29 protein-coding genes are annotated in these 25,567 nt (G+C 66.5%); 4 read left to right on the top strand and 25 right to left on the bottom strand.

Annotated elements, in window-relative coordinates; translation table 11 throughout:
* Positions 1 to 95 precede the first annotated feature (95 nt).
* From lexA to rlmE, 10 genes are all read right to left on the bottom strand, one after another.
* Positions 96 to 731 (bottom strand): transcriptional repressor LexA, encoded by a 636-nt coding sequence (lexA, locus tag ACZK4Z_RS07955; RefSeq protein WP_110711851.1) that lies wholly within the window; start codon positions 729 to 731, stop codon positions 96 to 98.
* Between the two features lie 213 nt (positions 732 to 944).
* Positions 945 to 2,627 (bottom strand): 2-polyprenylphenol 6-hydroxylase, encoded by a 1,683-nt coding sequence (gene ubiB / locus ACZK4Z_RS07950; protein ID WP_478451539.1) that lies wholly within the window; start codon positions 2,625 to 2,627, stop codon positions 945 to 947.
* Between the two features lie 34 nt (positions 2,628 to 2,661).
* Positions 2,662 to 3,156: a CinA family protein gene (locus ACZK4Z_RS07945; protein WP_010484249.1), complete on the bottom strand. Its 495-nt coding sequence runs from the start codon at positions 3,154 to 3,156 to the stop codon at positions 2,662 to 2,664.
* A gap of 122 nt (positions 3,157 to 3,278) precedes the next feature.
* Positions 3,279 to 4,589: a ribosome rescue GTPase HflX gene (gene hflX, locus ACZK4Z_RS07940; RefSeq protein WP_478451328.1), complete on the bottom strand. Its 1,311-nt coding sequence runs from the start codon at positions 4,587 to 4,589 to the stop codon at positions 3,279 to 3,281.
* A 14-nt stretch (positions 4,590 to 4,603) separates the two neighbouring features.
* Positions 4,604 to 4,879 (bottom strand): RNA chaperone Hfq, encoded by a 276-nt coding sequence (hfq, locus tag ACZK4Z_RS07935; protein WP_004152891.1) that lies wholly within the window; start codon positions 4,877 to 4,879, stop codon positions 4,604 to 4,606.
* Between the two features lie 96 nt (positions 4,880 to 4,975).
* Entirely contained in the window at positions 4,976 to 5,929 is a 954-nt protein-coding gene (miaA, locus tag ACZK4Z_RS07930; protein WP_478451326.1) for a tRNA (adenosine(37)-N6)-dimethylallyltransferase MiaA, read from the bottom strand.
* Positions 5,929 to 6,825 (bottom strand): dihydropteroate synthase, encoded by an 897-nt coding sequence (folP, locus tag ACZK4Z_RS07925; RefSeq protein WP_478451324.1) that lies wholly within the window; start codon positions 6,823 to 6,825, stop codon positions 5,929 to 5,931. The genes miaA and folP overlap by 1 nt, the downstream gene beginning before the upstream one ends.
* 615 nt (positions 6,826 to 7,440) lie before the next feature.
* A complete protein-coding gene (locus tag ACZK4Z_RS07920) occupies positions 7,441 to 7,626 on the bottom strand; it encodes a hypothetical protein (protein ID WP_121503759.1) in 186 nt (61 codons plus the stop codon).
* 102 nt (positions 7,627 to 7,728) lie between these two features.
* Positions 7,729 to 9,663, bottom strand: coding sequence for an ATP-dependent zinc metalloprotease FtsH (ftsH, locus tag ACZK4Z_RS07915; RefSeq protein WP_010485966.1), 1,935 nt, complete (start codon positions 9,661 to 9,663; stop codon positions 7,729 to 7,731).
* Positions 9,664 to 9,732: 69 nt separating this feature from the next.
* Positions 9,733 to 10,365: a 23S rRNA (uridine(2552)-2'-O)-methyltransferase RlmE gene (gene rlmE, locus ACZK4Z_RS07910; protein WP_005409014.1), complete on the bottom strand. Its 633-nt coding sequence runs from the start codon at positions 10,363 to 10,365 to the stop codon at positions 9,733 to 9,735.
* Between the two features lie 65 nt (positions 10,366 to 10,430).
* Here rlmE and yhbY point away from each other — a divergent pair, with 65 nt between their 5' ends.
* Together yhbY and ACZK4Z_RS07900 are read left to right on the top strand one after the other, a co-directional pair.
* Positions 10,431 to 10,736, top strand: a complete 306-nt coding sequence (yhbY, locus tag ACZK4Z_RS07905; RefSeq protein WP_004152868.1) for a ribosome assembly RNA-binding protein YhbY — start codon at positions 10,431 to 10,433, stop codon at positions 10,734 to 10,736.
* Between the two features lie 13 nt (positions 10,737 to 10,749).
* Positions 10,750 to 11,124, top strand: a complete 375-nt coding sequence (locus ACZK4Z_RS07900; protein ID WP_012510659.1) for an Mth938-like domain-containing protein — start codon at positions 10,750 to 10,752, stop codon at positions 11,122 to 11,124.
* Positions 11,125 to 11,151: 27 nt separating this feature from the next.
* Here the strand turns inward: ACZK4Z_RS07900 and ACZK4Z_RS07895 are convergent, their stop codons facing one another.
* The 5 genes from ACZK4Z_RS07895 to surE form a co-directional block, all read right to left on the bottom strand.
* Positions 11,152 to 11,640, bottom strand: coding sequence for a YqhG/Tai3 family protein (locus ACZK4Z_RS07895; protein ID WP_478451323.1), 489 nt, complete (start codon positions 11,638 to 11,640; stop codon positions 11,152 to 11,154).
* 174 nt (positions 11,641 to 11,814) lie between these two features.
* Positions 11,815 to 12,600 (bottom strand): peptidoglycan DD-metalloendopeptidase family protein, encoded by a 786-nt coding sequence (locus tag ACZK4Z_RS07890; protein WP_032130122.1) that lies wholly within the window; start codon positions 12,598 to 12,600, stop codon positions 11,815 to 11,817.
* The gene (locus tag ACZK4Z_RS07885; protein WP_014036746.1) at positions 12,597 to 13,211 is read right to left on the bottom strand and encodes a YqaA family protein; all 615 of its coding nucleotides are present in this window, start codon (positions 13,209 to 13,211) and stop codon (positions 12,597 to 12,599) included. Before ACZK4Z_RS07885 ends, ACZK4Z_RS07890 begins: the two co-directional genes overlap by 4 nt.
* Before the next feature lie 18 nt (positions 13,212 to 13,229).
* Complete coding sequence (locus ACZK4Z_RS07880) at positions 13,230 to 13,907, bottom strand: protein-L-isoaspartate(D-aspartate) O-methyltransferase (RefSeq protein WP_010485977.1); 678 nt, start codon at positions 13,905 to 13,907, stop codon at positions 13,230 to 13,232.
* On the bottom strand, positions 13,904 to 14,683 hold the full coding sequence (gene surE / locus ACZK4Z_RS07875; RefSeq protein ID WP_478057073.1) for a 5'/3'-nucleotidase SurE: 780 nt from the start codon (positions 14,681 to 14,683) through the stop codon (positions 13,904 to 13,906). Before surE ends, ACZK4Z_RS07880 begins: the two co-directional genes overlap by 4 nt.
* Positions 14,684 to 14,892: 209 nt before the next feature.
* Here surE and ACZK4Z_RS07870 point away from each other — a divergent pair, with 209 nt between their 5' ends.
* Positions 14,893 to 15,432, top strand: coding sequence for a Smr/MutS family protein (locus tag ACZK4Z_RS07870; RefSeq protein WP_032130120.1), 540 nt, complete (start codon positions 14,893 to 14,895; stop codon positions 15,430 to 15,432).
* A 69-nt stretch (positions 15,433 to 15,501) separates the two neighbouring features.
* On the opposite strand, the gene truD is transcribed toward ACZK4Z_RS07870, so the two are convergent.
* The 10 genes from truD to ACZK4Z_RS07820 all read right to left on the bottom strand — a co-directional run bounded on the left by truD (position 15,502) and on the right by ACZK4Z_RS07820 (position 23,395).
* Entirely contained in the window at positions 15,502 to 16,533 is a 1,032-nt protein-coding gene (gene truD / locus ACZK4Z_RS07865) for a tRNA pseudouridine(13) synthase TruD (protein ID WP_180837495.1), read from the bottom strand.
* Entirely contained in the window at positions 16,530 to 17,027 is a 498-nt protein-coding gene (gene ispF, locus ACZK4Z_RS07860) for a 2-C-methyl-D-erythritol 2,4-cyclodiphosphate synthase (RefSeq protein WP_005409005.1), read from the bottom strand. The genes truD and ispF overlap by 4 nt, the downstream gene beginning before the upstream one ends.
* Before the next feature lie 34 nt (positions 17,028 to 17,061).
* A complete protein-coding gene (ispD, locus tag ACZK4Z_RS07855; protein WP_478451321.1) occupies positions 17,062 to 17,760 on the bottom strand; it encodes a 2-C-methyl-D-erythritol 4-phosphate cytidylyltransferase in 699 nt (232 codons plus the stop codon).
* Positions 17,757 to 18,110: a cell division protein FtsB gene (ftsB, locus tag ACZK4Z_RS07850; protein WP_032130117.1), complete on the bottom strand. Its 354-nt coding sequence runs from the start codon at positions 18,108 to 18,110 to the stop codon at positions 17,757 to 17,759. Before ftsB ends, ispD begins: the two co-directional genes overlap by 4 nt.
* Positions 18,111 to 18,114: 4 nt before the next feature.
* Positions 18,115 to 19,407: a phosphopyruvate hydratase gene (gene eno, locus ACZK4Z_RS07845; RefSeq protein ID WP_032130116.1), complete on the bottom strand. Its 1,293-nt coding sequence runs from the start codon at positions 19,405 to 19,407 to the stop codon at positions 18,115 to 18,117.
* A gap of 96 nt (positions 19,408 to 19,503) precedes the next feature.
* A complete protein-coding gene (locus tag ACZK4Z_RS07840) occupies positions 19,504 to 19,833 on the bottom strand; it encodes a hypothetical protein (RefSeq protein ID WP_049400376.1) in 330 nt (109 codons plus the stop codon).
* Entirely contained in the window at positions 19,833 to 20,180 is a 348-nt protein-coding gene (locus tag ACZK4Z_RS07835) for a hypothetical protein (protein WP_125895670.1), read from the bottom strand. The genes ACZK4Z_RS07840 and ACZK4Z_RS07835 overlap by 1 nt, the downstream gene beginning before the upstream one ends.
* Positions 20,177 to 21,007, bottom strand: coding sequence for a 3-deoxy-8-phosphooctulonate synthase (gene kdsA / locus ACZK4Z_RS07830; protein ID WP_014036736.1), 831 nt, complete (start codon positions 21,005 to 21,007; stop codon positions 20,177 to 20,179). Before kdsA ends, ACZK4Z_RS07835 begins: the two co-directional genes overlap by 4 nt.
* Positions 21,008 to 21,096: 89 nt before the next feature.
* Positions 21,097 to 22,761: a CTP synthase gene (locus ACZK4Z_RS07825; RefSeq protein ID WP_032130113.1), complete on the bottom strand. Its 1,665-nt coding sequence runs from the start codon at positions 22,759 to 22,761 to the stop codon at positions 21,097 to 21,099.
* Positions 22,762 to 23,161: 400 nt separating this feature from the next.
* The gene (locus ACZK4Z_RS07820; RefSeq protein WP_478451319.1) at positions 23,162 to 23,395 is read right to left on the bottom strand and encodes a hypothetical protein; all 234 of its coding nucleotides are present in this window, start codon (positions 23,393 to 23,395) and stop codon (positions 23,162 to 23,164) included.
* Between the two features lie 172 nt (positions 23,396 to 23,567).
* Between ACZK4Z_RS07820 and parE the strand changes: the two genes are divergently transcribed.
* Entirely contained in the window at positions 23,568 to 25,457 is a 1,890-nt protein-coding gene (gene parE, locus ACZK4Z_RS07815) for a DNA topoisomerase IV subunit B (RefSeq protein ID WP_019338185.1), read from the top strand.
* The last annotated feature ends 110 nt before the right edge of the window (positions 25,458 to 25,567 follow it).

The raw sequence follows: 25,567 nt of genomic DNA, 5'->3' as shown, positions 1-25,567 counted from the left end.
GGCGCTCTGAAAAGAATTATCGGACATCCGTACCAACCTCAGTGGAACCAGAGAATCGCCACAAAAGACCGCGGAGTAATGCGCTATGGAACGGGTCAACGGTTGGGTCGCAACAGGCCGCAATAGAGGCCCTCGATCGAGAAGTCCTGGTCAGGCAGCACCTCGATCGGCTTGTAGTCGGGGTTACGCGGCAGCAGGCGGATACGATCCTTGGCGATCTTCAGCAGCTTGACGGTGATCTCGTCATCGATGCGGGCCACGACGATCTGTCCGGAATGGGCATCGCGGGTGCGGTGCACGCCGATCAGGTCACCGTCGAAGATGCCCTCGTCGATCATCGAATCGCCCTGCACCTTCAACAGATAATCCGGTGCCGGCGAGAAGAACACCCGATCCAGCACCACGAAGTCGTCCGAGCCGATATCAGCACCGATCGGCAGACCGGCTGCGACACGGCCCAGCACCGGCAGGCGCAGGACGTTGTCGGGCAGGCCCGGCTCGGCCAGCTTCTCGACCGGTGGCGCCTGTACCAGGCGGATGCCGCGGGCCTGGCCCGGGATGCGACGGATCGCACCGGCCTGCTCCAGGGCTTCCAGGTGGTACTGGGCCGCGCGCACGCCCTTGAAGCCGAACGCACGTGCGATTTCAGTCTGCGACGGCGGCGCGCCTTCGCTCTCGATACGCTCGGCGATCAACTGCAGGATCGCCTGCTGGGTGTCGGTCAGGTCCATGGTTAGTAGTATTACTACTAATGAGCGGGACTGCAAGTGCCGGGGGCGACACGGCGACAGCTGTGGTGCCGAGCTGTGCTCGGTAATCGTCGCCGGGCTTGGCCTGGCTGGCAGAGACAAAGGCGAGAGCAGAAGCAGCCGACCAGCGGTCGGCTCTACAGGAATCGCGCAGCGATTCCGCGGCTCCCGTTGGGAACCGCTGCGGCAAGCACACTATGTGTGCTTGCCGCTTCTCCAGATCGAAAACAGGATCCAGACGCCGCAGAAGCCGGCGCCGATGAAGCCGCATACGCCCAGCGCCAGCAGCCAGCGGCTGGAGACGCCACCTACACTGTGCATCACGATGGATGAGCCGATGATCAGGGCAGCAGTGACGATGCCCATCACCAGCCGGTTCGCCGCACGGTTGACCTGCTCGCCGAAGCCCTGCAGCGCCGTGGTTTCCACCTTCAGCTGCAGGCGCCCACGGCGGGCGGCCTGGACCAGCTTGCGCAGGTCGCGGGGCAGTTCACCGGCGAAGTCGACCAGGCCCAGCAAGCTGCGGCGGCCGCGCTTGAGCAGGGCCTTGGGCGCATAGCGCTGCAGTACCACCCGTTCCAGGAACGGGCGCGCGGCGCTGGCCATGTCGAAATCAGGGTCCAGCTGCCGCCCCATGCCTTCCAGGGTCAGGAACGCCTTGATCATCAGCGCCAGGTCGGCCGGCAGGGTCAGGCTGTAGCTGCGCAGCAGCTGGGTGATGTCGCCCAGCATCAGACCGATGCGCAGGTCCTTCAGCGGCACGCCACGGTACTGGTCGACGAACTGGCTGATGTCGTGCTGCAGCCGGTTCTCGTCCACTTCCACGCCGCCGGCCCAGTCCAGCAGCACGTCGGCCACACCCTGCGGGTCCTGCTCGACCAGCCCGTGCAGCAGCTGCGCGACCTGAAAACGACGCACTTCGGACAGCGCACCGACCATGCCGAAATCGATCACACCGATGCGGCCGTCACGCAGGTAGATGATGTTGCCCGGGTGCGGATCAGCGTGGAAGCTGCCGTCCTCCAGCACCATCTTCAGCACGATGTCCGCACCGCGTCGCGCCAGTTCGCGCCGGTCCAGTCCTGCGGCATCAACGCCAGCCAGATCACGCCCTGGAATGCCGTCGACGAAGTCCTGCACGTTCAGGCTTTCGCAGGTCCACTGCCAGTGCACGCGGGGAATCAGGATATCGTCTCGGCCTTTGAAGTTGCGCGCGATGCGCTCGGCATTGCGGCATTCGGCGGCAAAATCCAGCTCGCGACGCAGCGACACGGTGAACTGCTGCACCACCTCGGCCGGGCGATAGCGGCGCAGGTCCGGCAGGCGCGCCTCGACGATCTCCGCCAGGCGGGCCAGCAGCCGCAGGTCCGCTTCGACCACATCGCGGATGCCGGGGCGACGCACCTTCAGCACCACCTCGCGACCGTCATGCAGACGCGCGCGATGGGCCTGCGCCAGCGAGGCGGCGGCCATCGGGGTTTCATCAAGGAAGGCGAACACTTCTGAAGGCGATGCGCCAAGATCGGCCTCGAGCTGCTCACGGATATCCGCGTACGGCAGCGCCGGTACTGCGTTCTGCAGTTCAGAGAGCTCGGCGATCCATTCCGGCGGCAGCAGGTCGACGCGCGTCGCCAGCACCTGGCCGAGCTTGACGAAGGTCGGGCCGAGATCCTGCATCGCGCTGCGCACGCGCACCGGCGCGGTCATCCGCAACAGTTCCTGCCGCTCCTCGTTCCAGTGCAGCAGGCGCCCTGCCCGCTCCAGCGTGCTGGCCAGGCCGATGCGCCGCACCACATCGCCGAAGCCATAGCGGATCAGGACGACGGCGATTTCCTGCAGTCGGCCCAGGTCACGGACCGTGCCCAGCGTTTCCCACATCATGCGTGCTCCGGACGATTACCGGATCAGCATGTCACAGCTGGGCGTCGATACCGCGCAATGCCGCCGCCACGGTTTGCCGGCGGATGGCTTCGCGGTCGCCATCGAACTGGAACAGCTCGGCACGGGCGTAGCCACCGCGGCGCTTCCAGCCGATCCAGACACTGCCGACGGGCTTGTCCGGGCTGCCACCGCCGGGTCCGGCAATGCCGGTCACCGCCACGGCGATACCGGCGCCGGAATTGACCAGCGCGCCGGACACCATTTCCAGCACGGTTTCGCGGCTGACCGCGCCGAACTGCTCCAGGGTCTGCGCACGCACGCCCAGCAGGCGCTGCTTGGCCTCGTAGCTGTAGACCACCATGCCGCAGTCGAAGAACGCCGAGGAACCGGCGATATCAGTCATGCACTTGGCGATCCAGCCACCACTGCAGCTTTCAGCGGTCACCAGCTGCAGCGAAGCCTGCTGCAGGCGCTGCCCGAGCGCGGCGGACTGGGCATTGAGTTCAGCGTCGGTGGGAATGGACATCGGCATGACGGTGGGGTGAAGAACCTGCACGTTGTACCGCAGATGACAGCTGGATGTCGCGCCCCTCCGGCACGGTTGCGCTGCCGGCCAGCGGCCGGCACTACCGGGCATGGGCCGCTACCTCACCACTCCGGCAGTTTCTCCGGCAGCAGCGCCCGGATCGGCGCGCCGTCGGCACTGGCAGCCAGCTTTTCGGCTTCTGCGATCGGCAGGTCGACCTGCAGCAGCCAGCCGTCTTCGTCGGCCTGCTCGCTGCGGATCACTTCCAGCTGGTGCAGGCGCGCACGCAGGCGGCCGGCATCCGGCGGCAGGCGCAGTTCACCGGTCACGTGCTGCAGGCCCAGGCGCTTGCCCAGCACTGCCTGCAGCAGCTCAAGGCCCTGCCCGTCACGCGCGGAAATCCAGACGCGTTCACGACGCGACTCGTCGGGCACGCCATCCTGGCCATCGTGGCGAACGTCGGCGCCCTCGATCCGGTCAATCTTGTTGAACACCAGCAACTGCGGCAGGTCACCGGCACCGACCGCGGTCAGTACCTCGTCCACCTGGGCGATGCGCTCCTCGCGGTGCGGATCGGCGGCGTCGACCACGTGCAGCAGGAAATCGGCCTCGCGCGCCTCGGACAGGGTCGAGCGGAACGCAGCGACCAGGTCATGCGGCAGATCACGGACGAAGCCGACGGTGTCGGCCAGCACCACGTTGCCGCCCGGCACCGCGATGCGGCGCACGGTCGGGTCCAGCGTTGCGAACAGCTGGTCGGCGGCGTACGCCTCGGCGCCGGTCATGGCGTTGAACAGGGTCGACTTGCCGGCGTTGGTGTAGCCGACCAGGGCCACGCGCGGCAGCTCGCTGCGCACGCGCGCACGGCGCATCTGGGTGCGCTGCACCTCGACCTTTTCCAGCCGCTTCTGCAGCTGCTCGACACGCTTCTGCAACAGGCGGCGGTCGGTTTCCAGCTGGGTTTCACCCGGGCCACGCAGGCCGATCGAACCACCGCGCTGGCGCTCCAGGTGGGTCCAGCCGCGCACCAGCCGCGTGGCCAGGTGACGCAGCTGCGCCAGCTCGACCTGCAGCTTGCCTTCGTGGCTGTGCGCACGCTGGGCGAAGATGTCCAGGATCAGGCCGGTACGGTCGATCACCCGGCGCTCGAGGAAGCGTTCCAGGTTGCGCTCCTGGCCCGGGCTCAACGCATGGTTGACCAGGATCAGGTCGGCACCGCTGGCATCGGCCGCGGCCTTGATCTCGTCCAGCTTGCCGCTGCCGATCAGGGTCGACGGATTCGGACGATCCAGGCGTGCGGTGATCGTCGCGGCGATGCTGGCCCCAGCCGAGCGGGCCAGATCACCGAACTCTTCAAGCACATCGTCTTCCAGCTTGCCGAAATGGGGCTGGATCAACAGGGCGTGTTCGCCCTTCTTCGAGCGGTCAAACATTCACCGCTCCGGTATTACTCGTCTGCTTCATCACCTGCCTGACCACCTTCACCCGACTGCACATAACCACCGCCCGGACCGACCTTCACGTTGCGTGCCGGAACGACCGTGGAAATGGCGTGCTTGTAGACCATCTGACTGACCGTGTTGCGCAGCAGGACCACGAACTGGTCGAACGACTCGATCGTGCCCTGCAGCTTGATGCCGTTCACCAGGTACACCGAAACCGGCACGCGTTCGCGCCGCAGTGCATTCAAGAAAGGATCCTGCAGCGATTGCCCCTTGGACATTGCACACTCCTGATTATTGTTCTTATTGGGTTGCCGACGGTTGCCACGGCCCCCGAGCCGCCCGCCGACCGATGATGTTACACGGCTGGCGGGGGTTCAGCGTGCGACGAAGGTCGACACCGCGCCGGCCAGGCGCTCGTGGTCGATATGGGGGTCGAACCAGCGCGCATCAAGCTCGCCGCGCAGCCAGGTCAGCTGGCGCTTGGCCAGCTGGCGGGTGGCGAAGATCGCCTTGTCACGGAAGCGGGCGGCATCGCCCTCCCCCTCCAGGTATTCCCAGGCCTGCCGATAGCCGACCGCGCGCACTGCCGGCAGGTCCAGCGGCGCCTCCACGGCAGCCATTTCCGGCATCGCGCGCAACGCCCGCACCTCGTCGAGGAAGCCCTGCGCCAGCATGGCGTCGAAGCGCGCCTCGATGCGCTGGTGCAGCACCGCGCGGTCACGCGGCGCCAGGATCAGCTTGAGGGTGCGCACCGGCAACGGCGCCACGCCCGGCCGGCGCTGCCATTCAGTGATGGGGGTGCCGGTCAGGCGATAGACCTCCAGCGCCCGCTGGATGCGCTGCGGGTCGGTGGCATGGATGCGTGCCGCTGCTGCTGGATCGACCTTGGCCAACTCTGCGTGCAGCGCCGCCCAGCCACGCTCGGCCGCCTCGGCGCTGAGCGCTTCGCGCGTCGCCGGATCGGCCTCGGGCATCGGCGACAGGCCCTGCAACAGGGCGCGGAAGTACAGGCCAGTGCCACCGGCCAGGATCGGCATCTTGCCGCGTGCCACGATGTCGGCCACGACCCGGCCGGCATCGGCGGCGAATTCGGCTGCCGAGTAGGTCTGCCAGGGATCGCGCAGGTCCAGCAGATGGTGCGGCGCCTGCGCACGCTCTGCCGCATCGGGCTTGGCCGAACCGATATCCATGTGGCGGTACACCAGCGCCGAATCGACGCTGACAATTTCGCCATCCAGCTGCTGTGCCAGAGCGATCGCGGTGGCGGTCTTGCCACTGGCGGTCGGCCCCATCACGGCGATCGCCAGCGGCCGCCGGTCGATGCCCATCAGTCTTCGTCCGGCCAGCGGATCGTCGGCGTGGCGTCGGCGCGCGGCGTCGGCACCGCCTCGACCGCTTGCCAGATCTTCAGCGCATCGACGGTGGCCGCCACGTCATGCACGCGCACGATGCGCGCACCACGCTGCACCGCAATCAGGTGCGCGGCCACCGACGCGGCCACGCGTTCGGACGGCGTGTCGCGGCCGGTCAGTTCCCCCAGGCTGCGCTTGCGCGACAAGCCAGCCAGCATCGGCACGCCCAGTTCCAGGAAGCGTTCCGAGCGCGCCAGCAGGGTCATGTTGTGGGCCGTGGTCTTGCCGAAGCCGAAACCGAGGTCGACCAGCAGGTTCTTCTTCGCGATGCCGGCCATTTCTGCAGCGAACAGGCGCTGCACCAGGAAACCGTGCACCTCGGCGACCACGTCATCGTAGTGTGGGTCAGCCTGCATGTGGCCCGGCTCGCCCTGCATGTGCATCAGCACCACCGGCACGCCGGTTGCAGCGGCGGCGTCCAGCGCCCCGTCCTGGCGCAGGCCGAAGATGTCATTGATCATGCCGGCGCCGGCGGCCACGGCCGCACGCATCACCTCCGGCTTGAAGGTGTCGATGCTGATCGGAACCTGGGTTCGGGCGGCCAGCTGCTCGATCACCGGAATCACGCGGCGCAGCTCGTCCTCGATCGATACCGGGGCAGCGCCGGGGCGGGTGGATTCGCCACCGATATCGAGCAGGTCCGCGCCGTCCTCGACCAGTTTCAGGCCATGTGCGACCGCGGCCTCGGTGGTGTCGTGCGCGCCGCCATCGGAGAACGAGTCCGGGGTGACGTTGACGATGCCCATGACCCGGGCACGGTCGAGGCGCAGGATGCGGCCGGCGCAATCGAGCTGGGGCGAGGTATCGAACATGGGCAATCCTGCAGGGACAACGGCGGGTAGTTTAGTTCGGCAGGGCGGCGCCCTGCACCCGCAGAGGCCAGAGCTACAGCAAGAGCCGGAGCAACAGCGGGTTTACTGAGGGATGGCGGGGTGGGTCCGGTTGCGGGAGACGCCGTGAATCCGTCCATGGAGGCTCGGTCGCGCCATCCATGGCGCTCACGCCCCCGCAACCGGACCCACCCCGCCTTCGACAGTTTTCTGCGATCTGCAGTAGATCCACGCCATGCGTGGATGACTCATTCGATATCTGACAGATGTGTCGACCAAGGTCGACACCTACCAACAGCCGCGGAGATCTGTCAGAGGTGGGGCGGTGTCGGAGGGCGGGGTGTCAGCCGCATGGGCCCGAGGCATGCCTCGGGCGGGTTGGGCAGGACGCCCAACCCCGGTCTTGCCGTGTGCGCAGGAATGCGCACGCGAGCAAGCGGCTGCCAAGCTTACAGGGACGTACTTGCAGCGTCCCCGCACTCCGACACCGCCCCGTTATCCTACAGAAAGCCCGCTGTTGCTGTTGCTGTTGCTGCTGAGGTTGCCGGCCAGCGACCGGCACTACCGCGGGTGCAGGGCGCAGCCCTGCCAACACCCTTAACGGCGGCGGCGCTTTCGGTCCACGTACAGGGTCCTGACGATGCTCAGCACGATGCCGACACCGATACCCACCACGCAGCCCAGCAGCAGATTGTCGGCCCCCAGGCCCACACCCACGCCGACCACGGTGGCGATGACCATTTCGGCGGTGTGGGAAATCGGTTCGGGCTTCGGGGCGGACATGCGGGCTCCAGCGTCAGATCAGTTCTTCGGGATGGGCCAGTGGCCCGGAAACGACGAAGCCGGGTTGCCCCGGCCTCGTCTGGTGTCACGTGCAGCGGGCCGTCAGTGCGATTCGGCCGGGCCTGCGATCGGCGGCAGCGGACGGGCGTCGCCGCCCTTGTCGTTGCCACCATCCTTGTTCGACTTGTTCCAACCGGCCGGCGGCGGCGGATCGCGGCCTTCCATGATGGCGTCGATCTGCGGCGCGTCGATGGTCTCGTACTGCAGCAGCAACTGGGACATCGCGTGCAGCTTGTCCAGGTTGGCCGTCATCAGCTCGGTGGTGCGTGCGTAAGCCTCGTCAAGGATGTTGCGCACTTCCTCGTCGATGCGGCGCGCGGTGTCGTTGGAGACGCTCTTGTGCTGGGTGACCGAACGGCCCAGGAACACCTCGTCGTCCTCTTCGCCATAGGCGATCGGGCCGAGCTGGTCGGACAGGCCCCACTTGGTGACCATGTTGCGGGCCATCTTGGTGGCGCGCTCGATGTCGTTGGAGGCGCCGGTGGTGACCTTGTCGGCACCGAAGATCAGCTCTTCGGCCACGCGGCCACCGTACAGCGAGCACAGCTGCGACTTGATCGCCACGCGGTTCATCGAGTACTTGTCGCCTTCCGGCAGGTACATGGTCACACCCAGCGCGCGGCCGCGCGGAATGATGGTGACCTTGTAGACCGGGTCATGCTCGGGCACCAGACGGCCGACGATGGCGTGGCCGGCTTCGTGGTAGGCGGTGAGGGTCTTCTCCTCCTCGCTCATGGCCATCGAGCGGCGCTCGGCACCCATCAGGATCTTGTCGCGGGCACGGTCGAAGTGGTCCATGCGGACCTCCTTCTCGTTGCCACGCGCGGCGAACAGGGCAGCCTCGTTGCAGAGGTTGGCCAGGTCGGCGCCGGAGAAGCCCGGGGTACCACGCGCGATTACCATCGGCTCGACGTCGTCGGCCAGCGGCAGCTTGCGCATGTGCACCTTCAGGATGTGCTCGCGACCCTTCACGTCCGGCAGGCCGACCACGACCTGGCGATCGAAACGGCCCGGGCGCAGCAGCGCCGGATCCAGCACGTCCGGACGGTTGGTCGCAGCGATCACGATCACGCCTTCGCCACCTTCAAAACCGTCCATTTCGACCAGCAGCTGGTTCAGGGTCTGCTCGCGCTCGTCATGACCGCCGCCCAGGCCGGCGCCACGGTGACGACCGACGGCGTCGATTTCGTCGATGAAGATGATGCAGGGGGCGTGCTTCTTGGCCTGCTCGAACATGTCGCGCACGCGGCTGGCGCCGACGCCGACGAACATTTCCACGAAGTCCGAACCGGAGATCGAGAAGAACGGCACCTTGGCTTCGCCCGCGATGGCCTTGGCCAGCAGCGTCTTGCCGGTACCCGGCGGGCCGACCATCAGCACGCCGCGCGGAATCTTGCCGCCCAGCTTGGTGAACTTGGACGGGTCGCGCAGGAAGTCGACCAGCTCGCCCACTTCTTCCTTGGCCTCGTCGCAGCCAGCGACGTCGGCGAAGGTGACCTTGATCTGGTCTTCGCCCTGCAGCTTGGCGCGCGACTTGCCGAAGGACATCGCGCCCTTGGCACCGCCACCACCGCCCTGCATCTGGCGCATGATGAACAACCAGAAGCCGATGATCAGGATGACCGGCAGGAAATTCATCAGGATCGCGCCGAGGGAAATGCCGCTGGACGGCTCCTCCTGCACGATCTCCACGTTCTTGGTACGCAGCACGTTGATCAGGTCACGATCGAACGGTGCGGTGATGGTGGACGATTGCCCACCGCGGGTGGTGTAGGTCAGCTGGCTGGTGCCGCCGCGCATGTCGCCGCCAAAGGCGACCTTCTGCACGTTGCCGCTGTCCACCTGGTCCAGGAACTGCGAGTACGACGCGCCCTGCGCGCCGGCCCCCGAGGACTTCGGCGAGAAGCTCTGGAAGACCACCATCAGCACGACGGCGACGACCACCCATAGCAGGAGGTTCTTGGTCAAGTCGTTCATCCTCATTGGCTCCGGTGTTCCTCTCAGTGCTGGCGTTGCGTTGGGGTCGAACTTGCGTACGTTGCGAGCTTACTTCATGTGGGCGCGTTTTCCCTGACCCAAGGCATACACCTCGGGAGAGCGCTTGCGCGAGGCTTCCGGCTTGCGGATGGAGACCTTGTCGTACCGGCGGCGCATGTCGCGCACGTAGTCGTCAAAGCCCTCGCCCTGGAACAGCTTGATCAGGAATGCGCCACCGGTCTTCAGGTGGTTGTCGGCAAAATCCAGGGCCAGCTCCGCCAGGTGCATCATCCGCGGCTGGTCGACCGCGCCTACACCACTCTTATTGGGGGCCATGTCCGACAGCACAAGGTCTACCGGCTGATCCCCGAGCATGGCTTCAAACTGCGATAGAACGGCTTCTTCCCTGAAGTCACCATGAAGGAACTCCACGCCGGCCAGCGGCGGCATGTCCAGGATATCCAGTGCCAGCACGCGGCCGGTATCGCCGATCTGTCTCCTAACCTGCTGAGACCAGCCGCCCGGGGCCGCGCCAAGGTCGACCACCACCATGTGCGGCTTCAGCAACCGGTCACGTTCCAGCAGCTCTTCGAGCTTGTAGGCCGCGCGCGAGCGCATGCCTTCGGCCTGGGCCTTCTTCACGAAGGGGTCGGAGAAGTGTTCCTTGAGCCAGCGCTGGCTGCTTTTGCTGCGGGTAGCCATTGAAAATAGGGGCTGATGGGGTCCTCATGATACCCTGATCGCCCCATTCAACCGTGTTTTCCTGCATGTCCATCGCCCTGACCGCTTCCCAGACCCGTTTCCTGCGCGGCCAAGCCCACGACCTGAAGGCCCTGCTGCAGACCGGCGGCAAGGGCGTGACCCCGGCCTTCATCGCTGAGCTGAACGAAGTGCTGGAGCGCCACGAGCTGGTCAAAGTGAAGGTCGCTGCCGAAGACCGCGACGCCCGTGACGTGATGATCGGCGAGATCGTCGAAGCCACCGAGAGCGCGTTGGTACAGCGCATCGGCCACGTCGCCGTGCTGTACCGCCCGAGCAAGGAACAGCGCCAGATCGTGCTGCCGCGCGGCTGATCGTCTTACTGCCATGCAGCTGAACCACGAACCGCCCGATTACGCCTACAGCCTGCGCGCCGCCGATGGCCGCTCGGCCAAGGTGAATGACCAGGTGCTGGGCAGCAGTTTCTTCCTGACCCCGGACCAGCTGGTCACGCAATGGCCGGTAGTGAGCGCCACCGCGCTGCAGCTGGCTGACCTGGAGCCGATCCTGGCGCTGAACCCGGCGCTGATCGTGCTCGGCACGGGTGACCGCCAGGTATTCCCGCCGGCAGTGGTGATGGCTGCCTGCCTGTCACGCGGCATCGGCCTGGAAGTGATGAACAATCCGGCCGCCGCGCGCACCTTCAACATCCTGGCGGGCGAAGGCCGCAAGGTCGCGGCCGCTTTCATTCTGGAAGGCTGAGGTCGAGGCGTCGGGCGCGCCCCGGCGCTAGCCGCCAGAAGCGGTGCAGCGGAAGGCCGAGAACTGCTTCAGCCGCCCGATCAGGTTGCCGCCCTGGCCCCAGCGGATGTCCATGACATTCCAGTCCTGGCCCTGCCTTTGCAGCAGGACACGGTCGGTCCAGCGATAGTCGCCTATCGCCATTTCGACGGGTACCCAACTGCCATCGCCGCTCGTCGCGGGCAGCCCCACCTTTACCGTTTCCGGCCGATCCGGCGCCATGAGATACGGGCTCTGGTCCAGCATGTGCGGCTTCTCGTCATGCGCGGCCAGCACCGCACAGGTCCGCTCGTAAGCGCGCTGCGCATCGATGGCTGAGCGCAGCGCATCGCCCAGCAACGGCGGAATGGTCGCTTCGTCCGAAGCCGGCGCCTGGACGGCCGCGTAAAGACGGGTGACCACGTCGCGCGGATCGCTGGCTGCGGAGGCCAGCGGCGCGACGATGAGCAACGCGAGAGTGGAAGCAGGACGGAGCATGGGGCACCGGATCGACTGGGACCGCTCAAGAATGCCGGGTATCCCGTCCGCCGTGAAGGTGAGCCTGCGACACACAAGGTCGCAAATGACCACTCTGCAGTACCCGGGTCGAGCATGGCTCGCCTCTACAGGTCAGGAACGCCGGGCATGGCCCGGCGCTATCGCATCTGACGATCAGCGTGCCGGCAGGTACTGCTGCGGGTCGACCGGCTTGCCGTTGTAGCGAATCTCGAAGTGGACCATGTCGCGGTTCGCACCAGTACGGCCCATTTCGGCGATCTGCTCACCGGCCTTCACGCTCTGGCCTTCATTCACCAGGCGCTTGCGGTTGTGGCCATAGGCCGACAGCCACTGGTCGCTGTGCTTGATGATGATCAGCTCGCCGTAGCCGACCAGGCCGGCGCCGGAATACACCACCACGCCATTGGCGGTGGCCTTGACCGCCTGGCCGCTGGTGCCGGCGATGTCGACGCCCTGCTTGGTCGCATCACCAGCCACGTAGCGGCCAACGATGGCGCCATCAGCCGGCCAGCGCCAGGCGATGTTGCTCTTCACCGGACCGACCGGCGCCGGGGCCGGCGTGGTGCTGCCGCCACTGCTGCCACCGGAACGCGGCGGGGTGACCACCGTGGTGGGTGCGCGGCCGCCGCTGGCACCGGCCGGATACAGCCGGATCACCTGCCCCGGATAGATCGTCGAGGGGTTGTCCAGGCTGTTCCAGGCAATCAGGTCGGCCGGGGTGATGTCATGGATGCGGGCCAGCGCATAGATGGTGTCGCCCTTGCGCACCACCACGGTCTGCCCCGGCTTGGGTACCGAGGTCTTCGGCGTGGTCACACCACCACCGGTGCTGCCACCACCAGGACGAACCACGGTGGCGGTGCCGCAGGCGGCCAGGGTGGAAACCAGCAACGCCAGCGCGCCGATGCGCACTCCCTTGCTCAGACGATCAGGACTCATGCGAACTTCGACCTCCATACAAGCCAGGCGATCAGCACCACCACCAGCGCGGTGGCGATCCAGCCCAGCGGTTCAATCCAGCGACGCAGTGCCGCTTCAGCACGCGCACCACCGATACGGATGACCGCAGCCAGCACGAACACGCGCTTGCCACGACCGATCAGCATGCTCAACAGGTACTGCGGCATCGGTACACCGACGATACCCGATGCCCACGTGAAGACCTTCATCGGGATGGGCATGAATCCGCCCAGCACCAGGAAGGTGAACACTGCCCACGGCGACTCGGCCATCTTCGCCTGCACGGTGGTGATGCCCTGCTCGATGGCCGGCAGCATGCCCAGCGCCTCGAACAGCGGCTTGATCGCCTCGAAGGCGTAATGACCCAGCGCGTAGCCAACCAGTGCGCCGACCATCGAGCCGGCCAGGCTCAGGGTGGCGAACCACCAACCGCGCTTGGGCTGGGCCACGCACATCGGCGCCAGCATCACCTCCGGCATCACCGGGAAGATGATCGCCTCGAAGAAGCTCAACACCGTCAGGTAGGTCGGCGCGCGTTCGTGCGCCGCCCACTTCATCGCCCGCTCGTACAGCGGCCCGAAAATCTTCATGCAACCCTGCTCCGTGGATTAGTCGAGCATGCCAGACAGCAGCGGCACGAACGTGACCGGCGCCAGCACGTGTTGTTCGATGCTGCCGTCGGCCTTGCGGTCCAGCTGTACCAGCGACTGCGCCCCGGGGCCACCGACCGGCGCCACCAGGCGGCCGCCCTCGGCCAGTTGCTCGATCAGGGCGTCGACCAGTGCCGGCGCCGCCGCAGTGACCACGATGGCATCGAACGGACCGTGCTCGGCCCAGCCGACGCGACCGTCGTCATGCTTGGTGCGGATGTTCATTCCCAGCGCACGGAAGCGCTTGCGGGCCTGTCGCAGCAGATCGCCGATGCGCTCCACGGTGTAGACCTCCAGGCCCAGCGCACCGAGGATGGCGGCCTGGTAACCGGAACCGGTGCCGACTTCCAGCACCCGCTTCGGCGCGACCTGGAGCACCGCCTCGGTCATCCGCGCGACCACCCAGGGCTGCGAGATGGTCTGGCCGTGGCCGATCGGCAGCGCAGTGTCTTCGTAAGCCCGTGACGCCAGCGCCTCGTCGATGAACAGATGGCGCGGCACCACCCGGATCGCATTCAAGGTCGGCTCGTCAACGATGCCGGCTTCGCGCAGGCGGTCGACCAGGCGGTCACGCACACGCTGCGAGGTCATGCCGATACCGACGGCTTCCGGTTGCAGGCGCAGGCGTGGACTCATGCCGGCTGGTCCAGCGCGGCACTGAGGCCGCCGACCCAGCTGGCCACTTTCTCCAGTGCCTGGTAGCGGGTCAGGTCCACCTGGATCGGGGTGATCGAGATATGCCCGGTGCGCACCGCATGGAAGTCGGTACCGGGGCCGGAGTCCTGCTCACGGCCAGCCGGGCCGATCCAGTACACCTCGTTGCCGCGCGGGTCTTTCTGCGCGATGCAGCCTTCGGCGCGATGGCGGTTGCCGAGGCGGGTGACCTCGAAGCCCTCGACCTCGCTCCACGGCAGATCAGGCACGTTGACGTTGAGGATGGTGTCAGCCGGCAACGGATCGGCCTTGAGCCGGGCAACGATCTCCACGGCAGCGCGCGCGGCGGTCTCGAAGTGTTTCGGATCGTGATTGCGGGTAACCAGCGAGACCGCCACCGCCGGCAGCCCGAGGAAGCGACCTTCCATCGCCGCCGAGACGGTGCCGGAGTAGATCACGTCATCGCCGAGGTTGGCGGCATTGTTGATGCCGGACACGACAATGTCCGGTTCGAACTCGAGCAGCCCGGTCAGCGCCAGGTGCACGCAGTCGGTCGGAGTGCCGGCCACCGAGACGGTGTAATGGTCGATGCGCTTGAGGCGGATCGGCAGGTCCAGGGTCAGCGAATTGCTGGCGCCGGAGCGATCACGGTCGGGCGCGACCACCGTGACTTCGTGTCCGGCCTCGCGCAGCACCGAAGCAAGCATCCGGATGCCTGCGGCGTCGACGCCATCGTCGTTACTGACCAGGATTCGCATCTTCGATTTAACCGCTTGATTTTCCAAGAATTCGATTCCGTCACCGTGCAGTGTGGGCGGGACCGCCGTACTCCCCTGCGGAAGCCGTCGACCCTGCAAGGGCATCGTCTATTGTGCCGCATGCGAGCCGCCGGTCCTACCCTGTCGGCGGTCATGACCGACATCGAACCGTCATAGGCAGAGCTGCGCCGGCGGTTTACCCTGTGCGCATGTCGCACCCTGAAGACGAAGATCCGGCCGCATTGTTCCGTGCGGCCATCGGCGAAGTGACGCCGCTGCGCAAGGATGCCGAGCCGGCGCCTGCCGCGCCGCGGCCGAAGCCGCGCGCGCGCATGGCCGAACGTGACGAGGCCGAAGCCGCCGGCGAATTCGCCCGGTTGCTGCGCGACAGCACGCCGCTGGAAGCCGGCGACGTGGCCAGCTATCGCCGCGACAACCTGCCACCACGCTTGTTCCAGCGCCTCAAGCGTGGCCAGTACTCGGTGCAGGACGAGCTGGACCTGCACGGCGCCACTGCGTCGCAGGCGGAGGCGCTGCTGCGCCAGTTCCTGCTGGAGGCGCATGCACACGACTATGGCTGCGTGCGCATCATCCACGGCAAGGGCCTGCAGTCCGATGGCGGTGCACCGGTGCTGAAGAATCTGGTCGATCGCCTGCTGCGGCTGCGCAACGACGTACTGGCGTTCCATTCGGCGCCGACCGGACAAGGCGGCACCGGCGCGGTGCTGGTGCTGCTGGCCCGTAGATGAAAAAGGGGACGGAGGGAATTAAGTCGTTTGTGCTACAAACGACTTAATTCCCTCCGTCCCCTTTTTCTGTCAGGCCTGCGAGGCGTCTTCGACGGGGCCGAGTTCGTGCAGTACGGCGGTGGCGTAGCAGCCTGGCGGCAGCGCGAATGACAGTTCCAGCACGTCGTCGGCCAGCCACTGGTGCTGCAGCAGCGCCGGGCGCAGGCGCAACGCGCGGCGCTCCTGCTTCAGCCGTGCGTCTTCCAGGCCGGCCCGCAGTGCCTTTGACTCGTCGTCGTCCAGCGCGGCCAGCTCCAGCTCACGTGCCGCGTCGGCGCTGCGCAGCTCGCCTTCGCCCCACAGCGGTGCGCTGGGATGGATGTCGAAACGCGCCAGTCGCTCGGCCAGCACCTCGGTGTACGGCTCGGGTCCGAACACGCTGCGGCTGCCATCGAGCATCCACACTTCGCCATCGAGCGGCTGATCCCAGTTGCCCTGCTCCACGCGCGCGGCCAGCACGCGGTTGAACAGCGCCGAACGGGCTGCAGAGAGCAGCAGCGAACGCTGGTCCTTGCGCATGCGGCGGCCACCGAACATCGCCAGTGCCGCCGGCACATTGCCGCCGTCGCGGCCAAAGCGCTGCTCGCCGAACCAGTTCGGCAGGCCGCGCTCGGCAATCTGCTGCAGGCGCTCGCTGATCGCTGCAGCATCACCCTGCACCTCGCGCAGCACCAGCTTGAAGCGGTTGCCGGCCAGTGCGCCACGCTGCAGCTTGCGGTTGTGCCAGGTGGCTTCGAGCACTTCGATCTCGTCGCTGGCCAGCTCGGCCAGGTCCGGCGCGACGCGCTTGGGCAGGTGCACGCTGAAACGCTGGGTGGTGACCGCATGGCGATCCTTCATGCCGGCGTAGCTCACCGCCATTTCCGGCAGGCCTGCCCACTTGGCCAGCACCTTGGCCACATGCACGGTGTTGGCACCACGCTTGCGGATGTGCAGCAGCAGGTGTTCGCCTTCACCGGTCGCCTCGAAGGCCGGCAGTTCGTCAACCTGGAAATCGTCCGGCGTGGTGCGGATGCGCGCCGTCAGCAACGGTGCACCAAACGCCAACGGCAGCGGGATCATGCCGCCACCAGCAGCACCACCGCCTGTGCGGCGATGCCTTCGCCACGGCCGGTGAAGCCCAGCTTCTCAGACGTGGTGGCCTTGACGCTGACTGCATCCAGCGGCAACTGCAGCAACCCACCGATGCGCTCACGCATCGCCAGCGCATGCGGGCCGACCTTCGGACGCTCGCAGATCACGGTGATGTCGGTGTTGCCGACGCGCCAGCCACGCTCGCGCAGCAGGCTGTCGCAATGGCGCACGAAATCACTGCTGTCGGCGCCCTTCCAGCGGTCGTCACTCGGCGGGAAATGCTGGCCGATATCGCCCAGCGCCAGCGCACCGAGCATCGCATCGCACAGGGCGTGCAGGATCACGTCGCCATCGCTGTGCGCGAGCACGCCGCAGCTGTGCGGCACGTTCACGCCGCCGAGCATGATGTGATCGCCTTCACCGAAGGCATGGACGTCGTAGCCCTGGCCGATGCGGACGGGCGGGAACGGTGCGGTGCTCATGGATGCAACCCTTGCAACAGGGCCGCGCGGACGGTCAGCCGGCGCGGCGGGAAAGTACGAATTCGAACCGGTCCAGATCGGCCGGAGTGGTGACCTTGAAGTTGTCCTCGCTGCCTTCCACCAACAGCGGGCGCTGGCCCTGGCGCTCCATGGCCATGGCCTCGTCGGTGACGTCAACACCGGCGGCCGCAGCGTCAGACAGCGCGCGGCTGAGCTGGTGGCGGCGGAACAGCTGCGGCGTCAGTGCGCGCCACAGGCGCTCGCGTGGCTCGGTGCCATCGATGCCGCCGTCGTCGCCAGCGCGCTTGAGGGTGTCGCGCACCGGCGCAGCCAGGATCGCCCCGACCGGGTCGGCACGACCGACTTCAAGCAGACGACCGAGATCGGCCAGCGACAGGTTCGGCCGTGCAGCATCGTGAACCAGCACGAATTCATCGGCACGCACGGTGTCCGGCAGCGCCTGCAACCCGGCCAGCACCGAGGCGGCACGGGTCGCGCCGCCGATGCAGGTCAGCACCGGCTTGCCCGACCACTCATTCCAGCCCGGCCAGTCGGCATCGTCCTGGCCGATCACCACCATCGTTCCGGCCACGGCGGGGTGCGCCAGCAGCGCGTCCAGCGTGTGGGCGAGCAGGATCTGCCCGCCCGCCTGCAGGTACTGCTTGGGCAGCGGTGCACCGAAGCGGGTGCCACGGCCGGCCGCAGGAACAACGACCCAGATCGCCGCGCTCATGGCACGTCTGCCGGGTGTTCGCCCGCCTGGGCAGTGACGCCGGCAGCAGGCTGCGCCGGGTGGACCGGCGCATCCTCGACCACACGGTAGAACTTCTCGCCAGGCTTGATCATGCCCAGCTCGCTGCGCGCGCGTTCCTCGATGGCGGACTGGCCTTCCTTGAGGTCCTTCACTTCGGCAGCGAGCGCGTCGTTGCGCTGCTGCAGACCCTCATTGTCCCGCTCCTGGTTGGCGACCTGGGCTTCGAGCATCATCACTTCACCCGAGTTGCCCGGACCGAACCAGAAGCGGTACTGCAGCCAGCCCAGCAGCAGGGCCAGCACCAGCAGCATCCAGCGCCAGTCGCGCATCGGCTCAGCGCTTCAGCGAAACGAACGCGTCACGACCGGCGTAACGCGCGCCGGCGCCGAGGGCTTCCTCGATGCGCAGCAGCTGGTTGTACTTGGCCACGCGATCGCTGCGGCACAGCGAGCCGGTCTTGATCTGGGTGGCGGTGGTGGCCACCGAGATATCGGCAATGGTGGTGTCTTCGGTTTCGCCCGAACGGTGCGAGACGACGGCGGCATAGCCGGCGCGGTCGGCCATCGCGATCGCTTCCAGGGTTTCGCTGAGCGTGCCGATCTGGTTGACCTTGATCAGGATCGCGTTGGCGGTGCCCGAGTCGATGCCTTCCTGGAAGATCTTCGGGTTGGTCACGAACAGGTCGTCGCCAACCAGCTGCACCTTCTTGCCGATGCGGTCGGTCAGCAGCTTCCAGCCGGCCCAGTCGTTCTCGGCCAGGCCATCTTCAATCGTGATGATCGGGTACTGCGCGGCCCAGTCGGCGAGGAAGTCGACGAACTGCTCGGAGGTCAGGCGCTTGTTCTCGCCGACCAGGTTGTACTTGCCGTTTTCGAAGAACTCGCTGGAGGCCACGTCCAGGCCCAGCAGCACGTCTTCACCGGCGGTGTAGCCAGCCTTGCCGATCGCTTCGAGGATGGTGTCGAGCGCCTCGACGTTGCTGCGGAAGTCCGGTGCGAAGCCGCCTTCGTCGCCGACCGCCGTGCTCAGGCCGTGGCCCTTCAGCACCGACTTCAGCGAATGGAAGATTTCGGTGCCCGCGCGCAGCGCTTCGGAGAACGAGGTGAAGCCGACCGGCAGCACCATGAACTCCTGGAAGTCGACGTTGTTGTCGGCGTGCGCGCCGCCGTTGATGATGTTCATCATCGGCACCGGCAGCGACGGGGTCACGCCGGTCTTGGCAGCCAGGTACTGCCACAGCGCCTGCTTGTTCGATGCAGCGGCGGCGTGCGCGGCGGCCATCGAAACTCCCAGCAGCGCGTTGGCGCCGAGGCGGCCTTTGTTCTCGGTGCCGTCGAGGTCGATCAGGCGACGGTCGAGGCCGGCCTGGTCGGTGGCTTCGAAGCCCTTCAGCGCATTGGCGATGGTGGTGTTGACATTGTCGACAGCCTTGCGCACACCCTTGCCCAGGTAACGGGTCTTGTCGCCATCACGCAGCTCGACCGCTTCCTTGGTGCCGGTCGAGGCGCCGGAGGGAACCGCGGCACGACCGAACGAACCGTCCTCCAGGATGACTTCGGCTTCCAGCGTGGGGTTGCCACGGCTGTCGAGGATTTCACGGGCGTGGATGCTGCGGATCGTACTCATGGTCGGGCCGGTTACCTGTATGGAGAGGGGGCGACAAAACGAATGCCGCGTGATTATCCCCGGCTGCCCGCCACTTGCCAAATGGCGTGGGCGGCTTCAGCCCCAACTGGACCCGATCACGATCAGGATCATCGACACCAGCATCACCAGCAATGCACCGGCAATCGCTGCCAGGATGGGGCCACGCCGCCGTCGCCAGGCCAGCACCATCGCCACCGGACTGCCCAGGAAGGACAGCACCATCGTGACCAGCGCGCCCAGCAGCCACCACTGCGTGGCCTGCACGCCGTTGTTTCCATCCCCCGGCGGCCGGAAACCGGACGTGAAGGCCAGCACGCCCACCACCAGGGCGATCCAGGTCAACACGGACAGCCCCAGGGCGATCAGGCCCCAGGGCCAGCCACGCGCCGATGTGGTCGTATTCATCAGAGCAATCCGTAGAACAGGGCGCCCAGCCACAGCGAGAGCAGGATGATCGCCAGGCCAGCCGTGACCTTGCCGCGATTCAGCCGCCAGGCCAGCACAGCGGCAGCGACGCATCCCACCGCACCGAGCAGCTCCGCCATCAGCAGCGCAATGAAGTACGCCCGCAGATCGAGCGCACTGCTGCCATCACCGGGGGGCCGCACCGACGCAGCGCCGATCAGTACCAGCCCGAACATGCCCACGGTGAACAGCACGGCCAGACCCAGTGCGATCACGCCCCAGGGCCACTGTTTCCAGTGCCGGCGGTGACGCTGGGTTTCCAGCGCCAGCCACGGGTCACGACTCACGCGAAGCGCGAAAAGCCGTGCTTCTTGGTCACCGCATCGAGTTCCATCAGGGTCTCGAGCAACGCTTCCATCTGGTCCAGCGGCCATGCATTGGGGCCATCGGACAGCGCCTTGGACGGGTCCGGATGGGTCTCGGCGAACAGGCCGGAGATGCCCACCGCCACGGCGGCACGGGCCAGCACCGGCACGTGCTCACGCTGGCCACCGGAACTGGTGCCCTGCCCACCCGGCAGCTGCACCGAATGGGTGGCGTCGAACACCACCGGGCAACCGGTATCGCGCATCACCGCCAGCGAACGCATGTCGCTGACCAGGTTGTTGTAGCCGAAGCTGGCACCGCGCTCGCAGACCATGATCTGCTCGTTGCCGGTGGCCTTGGCCTTTTCCACGACCGGCTTCATGTCCCACGGCGCCAGGAACTGGCCCTTCTTGATGTTGACCGGCTTGCCGGCCGAGCACACCTTGCGGATGAAGTCGGTCTGGCGGACCAGGAACGCCGGGGTCTGCAGCACGTCCACCACCGAGGCCACTTCGTCCATCGGGGTGTATTCGTGGACGTCGGTCAGCACCGGCACGCCGATCTGCTTCTTGACCTCGGCCAGGACCTTCAGGCCCTCTTCCATGCCCGGGCCGCGGAATGCGGTGCCCGAAGTGCGGTTGGCCTTGTCGAAGCTGGACTTGAAGATGAAGTTGACGCCGAGCTTGTCGGTGACTTCCTTCAACTTGCCGGCGGTATCGAGCTGCAGCTGCATCGACTCGATCACGCAGGGGCCGGCGATCAGGAACAGGGGCTGGTCCAGCCCGACCTCGAATCCACACAGTTTCATGGCGTTTCCTTGTTGTCCGCGGCACCGGCCGGGCCGGTGCGCTGGGGGTTGAAGCGTGCAAGATGGGGGCCGGCGGCCCCCATCACAAGTCAGGCGCGGGCTTCCTGCAGCAGCTTGCCGCCGGCCTTGCGCTCGCGTGCGGCACGGATGAAACCGATGAACAGCGGGTGGCCGTCACGCGGCGTGGACAGGAATTCCGGGTGCGCCTGGCAGGCCAGGAACCACGGGTGCGCATCGCGCGGCAGCTCCACCACTTCCACCAGGGTGTCGTCCATCGACTTGCCGGCGATCACCAGGCCCGCATCCTCCAGCTGGGTGCGGTAGCGGTTGTTGAACTCGTAGCGGTGGCGGTGGCGCTCGGCAACCACGTCCTTGCCGTACAGCTCACGGGCCAGCGTGCCCGGCTTCAGGCGCTGTTCCTGCAGGCCCAGGCGCATGGTGCCACCGAGGTCGCTCTTGTCATCACGCTTTTCGACGTCGCCGGTTGCCGTACGCCATTCGGTGATCAGGCCGATCACCGGGTTCGGCGACTGGCGGTCGTTCTCGGTGCTGTTGGCACCTTCCAGGCCGACCACGTTGCGGGCGTAATCGACGACGGCCGCCTGCATGCCGTAGCAGATGCCGAAGTACGGCACGTGCTGCTCGCGGGCGAACTTCGAGGTCAGCACCTTGCCTTCGAAACCACGGTCACCGAAGCCGCCCGGCACCAGGATGCCGTCGACATCGGCCAGTGCAGCCATGTCGGTGCCTTCCAGGTCCTGTGCTTCCAGCCACTTCAGGTTGACCTTGGTGCGCTGGCGCAGGCCGCCGTGCTTGAGCGCTTCGCCGACCGACTTGTAGGCATCCTGGTGGTCGACGTACTTGCCGACCACGGCGATGGTCACTTCGTCCAGCGGATGCAGGGTCGCATCGACCGCGTCTTCCCACATCGACAGATCGACCGGACCGACCTTGTCGGCCAGCTTCAGCTGGTTGACCACGATCTCGTCCAGGCCCTGCGCATGCAGGCCCGACGGAATGCGGTACAGGACGTCCACGTCCGGCACGCTGATCACCGCGCGCTCGGAAACGTTGGTGAACTGGGCGATCTTGCGGCGCTCCGAATCCGGCACAGCCTGTTCCGAACGGCACAGCAGCACGTCCGGCTGGATGCCGATCGAGCGCAGTTCCTTCACCGAGTGCTGGGTCGGCTTGGTCTTCAGCTCACCGGCGGCGCCGATGTACGGCACCAGGGTGAGGTGCATGAACAGTGCCTTCTCCGGGCCACGCTCGGTGCGCACCTGGCGGATCGCTTCCAGGAACGGCAGCGACTCGATGTCGCCGACAGTACCGCCGATCTCCACCAGCGCCACGTCGTAGCCTTCGGTGGCTTCGTCGATGCAGCGGCGGATCTCGTCGGTGATGTGCGGAATGACCTGCACGGTCGCACCCAGGTAGTCGCCGCGGCGTTCCTTGCGGATCACGTTCTCGTAGATACGACCGGTGGTGACCGAGTTCTTGCGGCTCAGGCGGGTGCGCACGAAGCGCTCGTAGTGGCCCAGGTCGAGGTCGGTCTCGGCGCCGTCGTCGGTGACGTAGACCTCACCGTGCTGGAACGGGCTCATGGTGCCGGGGTCGACGTTGATGTACGGGTCGAGCTTCATCATCGTGACCTTCAGGCCACGGGCTTCGAGAATGGCGGCCAGCGACGCGGCGGCAATGCCTTTGCCGAGCGAGGACACCACGCCGCCGGTTACGAAAATCAAGGGAGTCATGGCTGCAAGCATCCTGTCTGGAAATGGAAAACGGCAGCACCACGCGCACCCGGAGGGCGGGCATGGTGCTCAGAGGGGGTTTTCCGGTTCGCTGGGACAGCGAGGGAGGTGCTGATCCGTGCGGCGGCAGGCGCCGGACGGGGACCACCGTGCGAGGTCGGGGCGACCGTGCCGGTCAAATCGACCGTCACCTGCGACCCGCCATGCTGGAAGCCACGCTTGGCCGCTCCAGCCCATTCGCAAATGGTGGACACGCACTTACTCCCGGAAAGCCATAGTTTACAGATTGATGGCCGCCAACCCAAGAGGCAGATGGCACGCCACTAAAAAGAAACGCCCCGCAAAGCGGGGCGTTCCGGAGCGCAACCCTTGTCGCAAGGGCGCCTGGCAGGGGGCGGGATCAGCGCTTCTTGCGCGCTTCCTCTTCCTCTTCCTGCTGCGGGGCCGGCTGGCCCTGCGCCTTCAATTCGGCATTGGCCTGGGCCCGACGCTTGGCCTTGGCATCGGCCTCGGCCTGCGCCTTGTCGGCCTGGTCACCCTGCTGCGGGGCCGGCTGGCCGGCGTTCTGCGCCACCACCAGCGGCACTGCAACGGCGGCAGCGGCCAGGATCGCAATGGTCAGCAACTTCTTCATGAGGTCCTCCTCGCGGTATGGCTTGGATGTTTCGACCCAACGGGGGTCGCCGGTGTTCAGATTCCAGCAGCTGCCATTTTACCCCCTCTGCGTCGCCGAGACTGAACCGCAGGCGTGCAAAATCCCGTGCCAGACCCCACACTTGCCCGTCGCTCCAAGCTTTCGAAGACAGATGAACGCCCGTTATAACGCCGCCGATATTGAAGTCCTGTCCGGCCTTGACCCGGTCAAGCGCCGTCCCGGCATGTATACCGACACCGCGCGCCCGAACCACCTGGCGCAGGAAGTGATCGACAACTCGGTGGACGAGGCCCTTGCCGGCCACGCCCGCTCGATCGAGATCACCCTGTACAAGGACGGCAGCGTGGAGGTCAGCGATGACGGCCGCGGCATGCCGGTGGACATCCATCCGGAAGAGAAGATCCCGGGCGTCGAGCTGATCCTCACCCGCCTGCATGCCGGCGGCAAGTTCAGCAACAACAACTACACCTTCTCCGGCGGCCTGCACGGCGTCGGCGTCAGCGTGGTCAATGCGCTGTCGACCCTGGTGGAAGTGCACATCAAGCGCGAAGGCGCCGAACACCGCATCACCTTCCGCAACGGCGACCGCGCCACCCCGCTGGAAGTGGTCGGCAGCGTCGGCAAGAAGAACACCGGCACCCGCGTGCGCTTCTGGCCGGACCCGAAGTACTTCGACACGCCCAAGTTCGCTGTGCGCGCGCTCAAGCACCTGCTGCGCGCCAAGGCCGTGCTGTGCCCGGGCCTGACCGTGAAGCTGACCGACGAGGCCACCGGTGAAGTCGATACCTGGTACTACGAAGACGGCCTGCGCGATTACCTGAAGCTGGAGCTGGGCGATCGCGAGATGCTGCCGGCCGAGCTGTTCGTCGGCAACCTGAAGAAAGACACCGAGATCGTGGACTGGGCCGTGGCCTGGCTGCCGGAAGGCGAGCTGGTGCAGGAAAGCTACGTCAACCTGATCCCCACTGCCCAGCACGGCACCCACGTCAACGGCCTGCGCACCGGCCTGACCGAGGCGCTGCGCGAGTTCTGCGACTTCCGCAACCTGCTGCCGCGTGGCGTCAAGCTGGCCCCGGAAGACGTGTGGGACCGCGTGTCGTTCGTGCTGTCGCTGAAGATGACCGACCCGCAGTTCAGCGGCCAGACCAAGGAACGCCTGTCCTCGCGCCAGGCCGCCGGCTTCATCGAAGGCGCCGCCCACGATGCGTTCAGCCTGCTGCTGAACCAGAACGTGGAGCTGGGCGAGAAGATCGCACAGATCGCCATCGAGCGCGCCAGCGCGCGCCTGAAGACCGAAAAGCTGGTCGTCCGCAAGAAAGTCACCCAGGGCCCGGCCCTGCCCGGCAAGCTGGCCGACTGCATCAGCCAGGACCTGTCGCGCACCGAGCTGTTCCTGGTGGAGGGTGACTCGGCAGGCGGCAGTGCCAAGCAGGCGCGTGACAAGGACTTCCAGGCGATCCTGCCGCTGCGCGGCAAGATCCTCAACACCTGGGAAGTGTCCTCCAACAGCGTGCTGGCGTCGGAAGAAGTGCACAACCTGGCCGTGGCCATCGGCTGCGACCCCGGCAAGGACGACATTGCTGGCCTGCGCTACGGCAAGGTCATCATCCTGGCCGACGCGGACTCGGACGGCCTGCACATCGCCACCCTGCTCACCGCGCTGTTCCTCAAGCACTTCCCGGCGCTCGTCGATGCCGGCCACGTGTTCGTGGCGATGCCACCGCTGTTCCGCATCGATGTGGGCAAGCAGGTGTTCTATGCCCTGGACGAAGAAGAGAAGCGCTCGATGCTGGACAAGATCGAACGCGAGAAGATCAAGGGCGCGATCAACGTCACCCGCTTCAAGGGCCTGGGCGAGATGAATCCGCCACAGCTGCGTGAATCCACCATCCACCCCGACACCCGTCGCCTGGTGCAGCTGACCGTGGACGACGGCGAGCAGACCCGTTCGCTGATGGACATGCTGCTGGCCAAGAAGCGCGCCTCCGACCGCAAGGGCTGGCTGGAGAGCAAGGGCGATCTGGCTTCGCTGGAAGTCTGACCCGACGCGGGGCCTGATCCGTTTCCTGCAGGGAAACGGGTCTGGCCCCATCGCCCGGTAATGCCGGTTCATGTGCCCTTGGCATTACGCCCCCATCGGCAAACCCGGCG

The organism is Stenotrophomonas sp. 71799_Sma (assembly GCF_056482505.1).
Note: the sequence above shows the minus strand (reverse complement) of the source record. Positions and strands in the feature narration are given on the sequence as shown.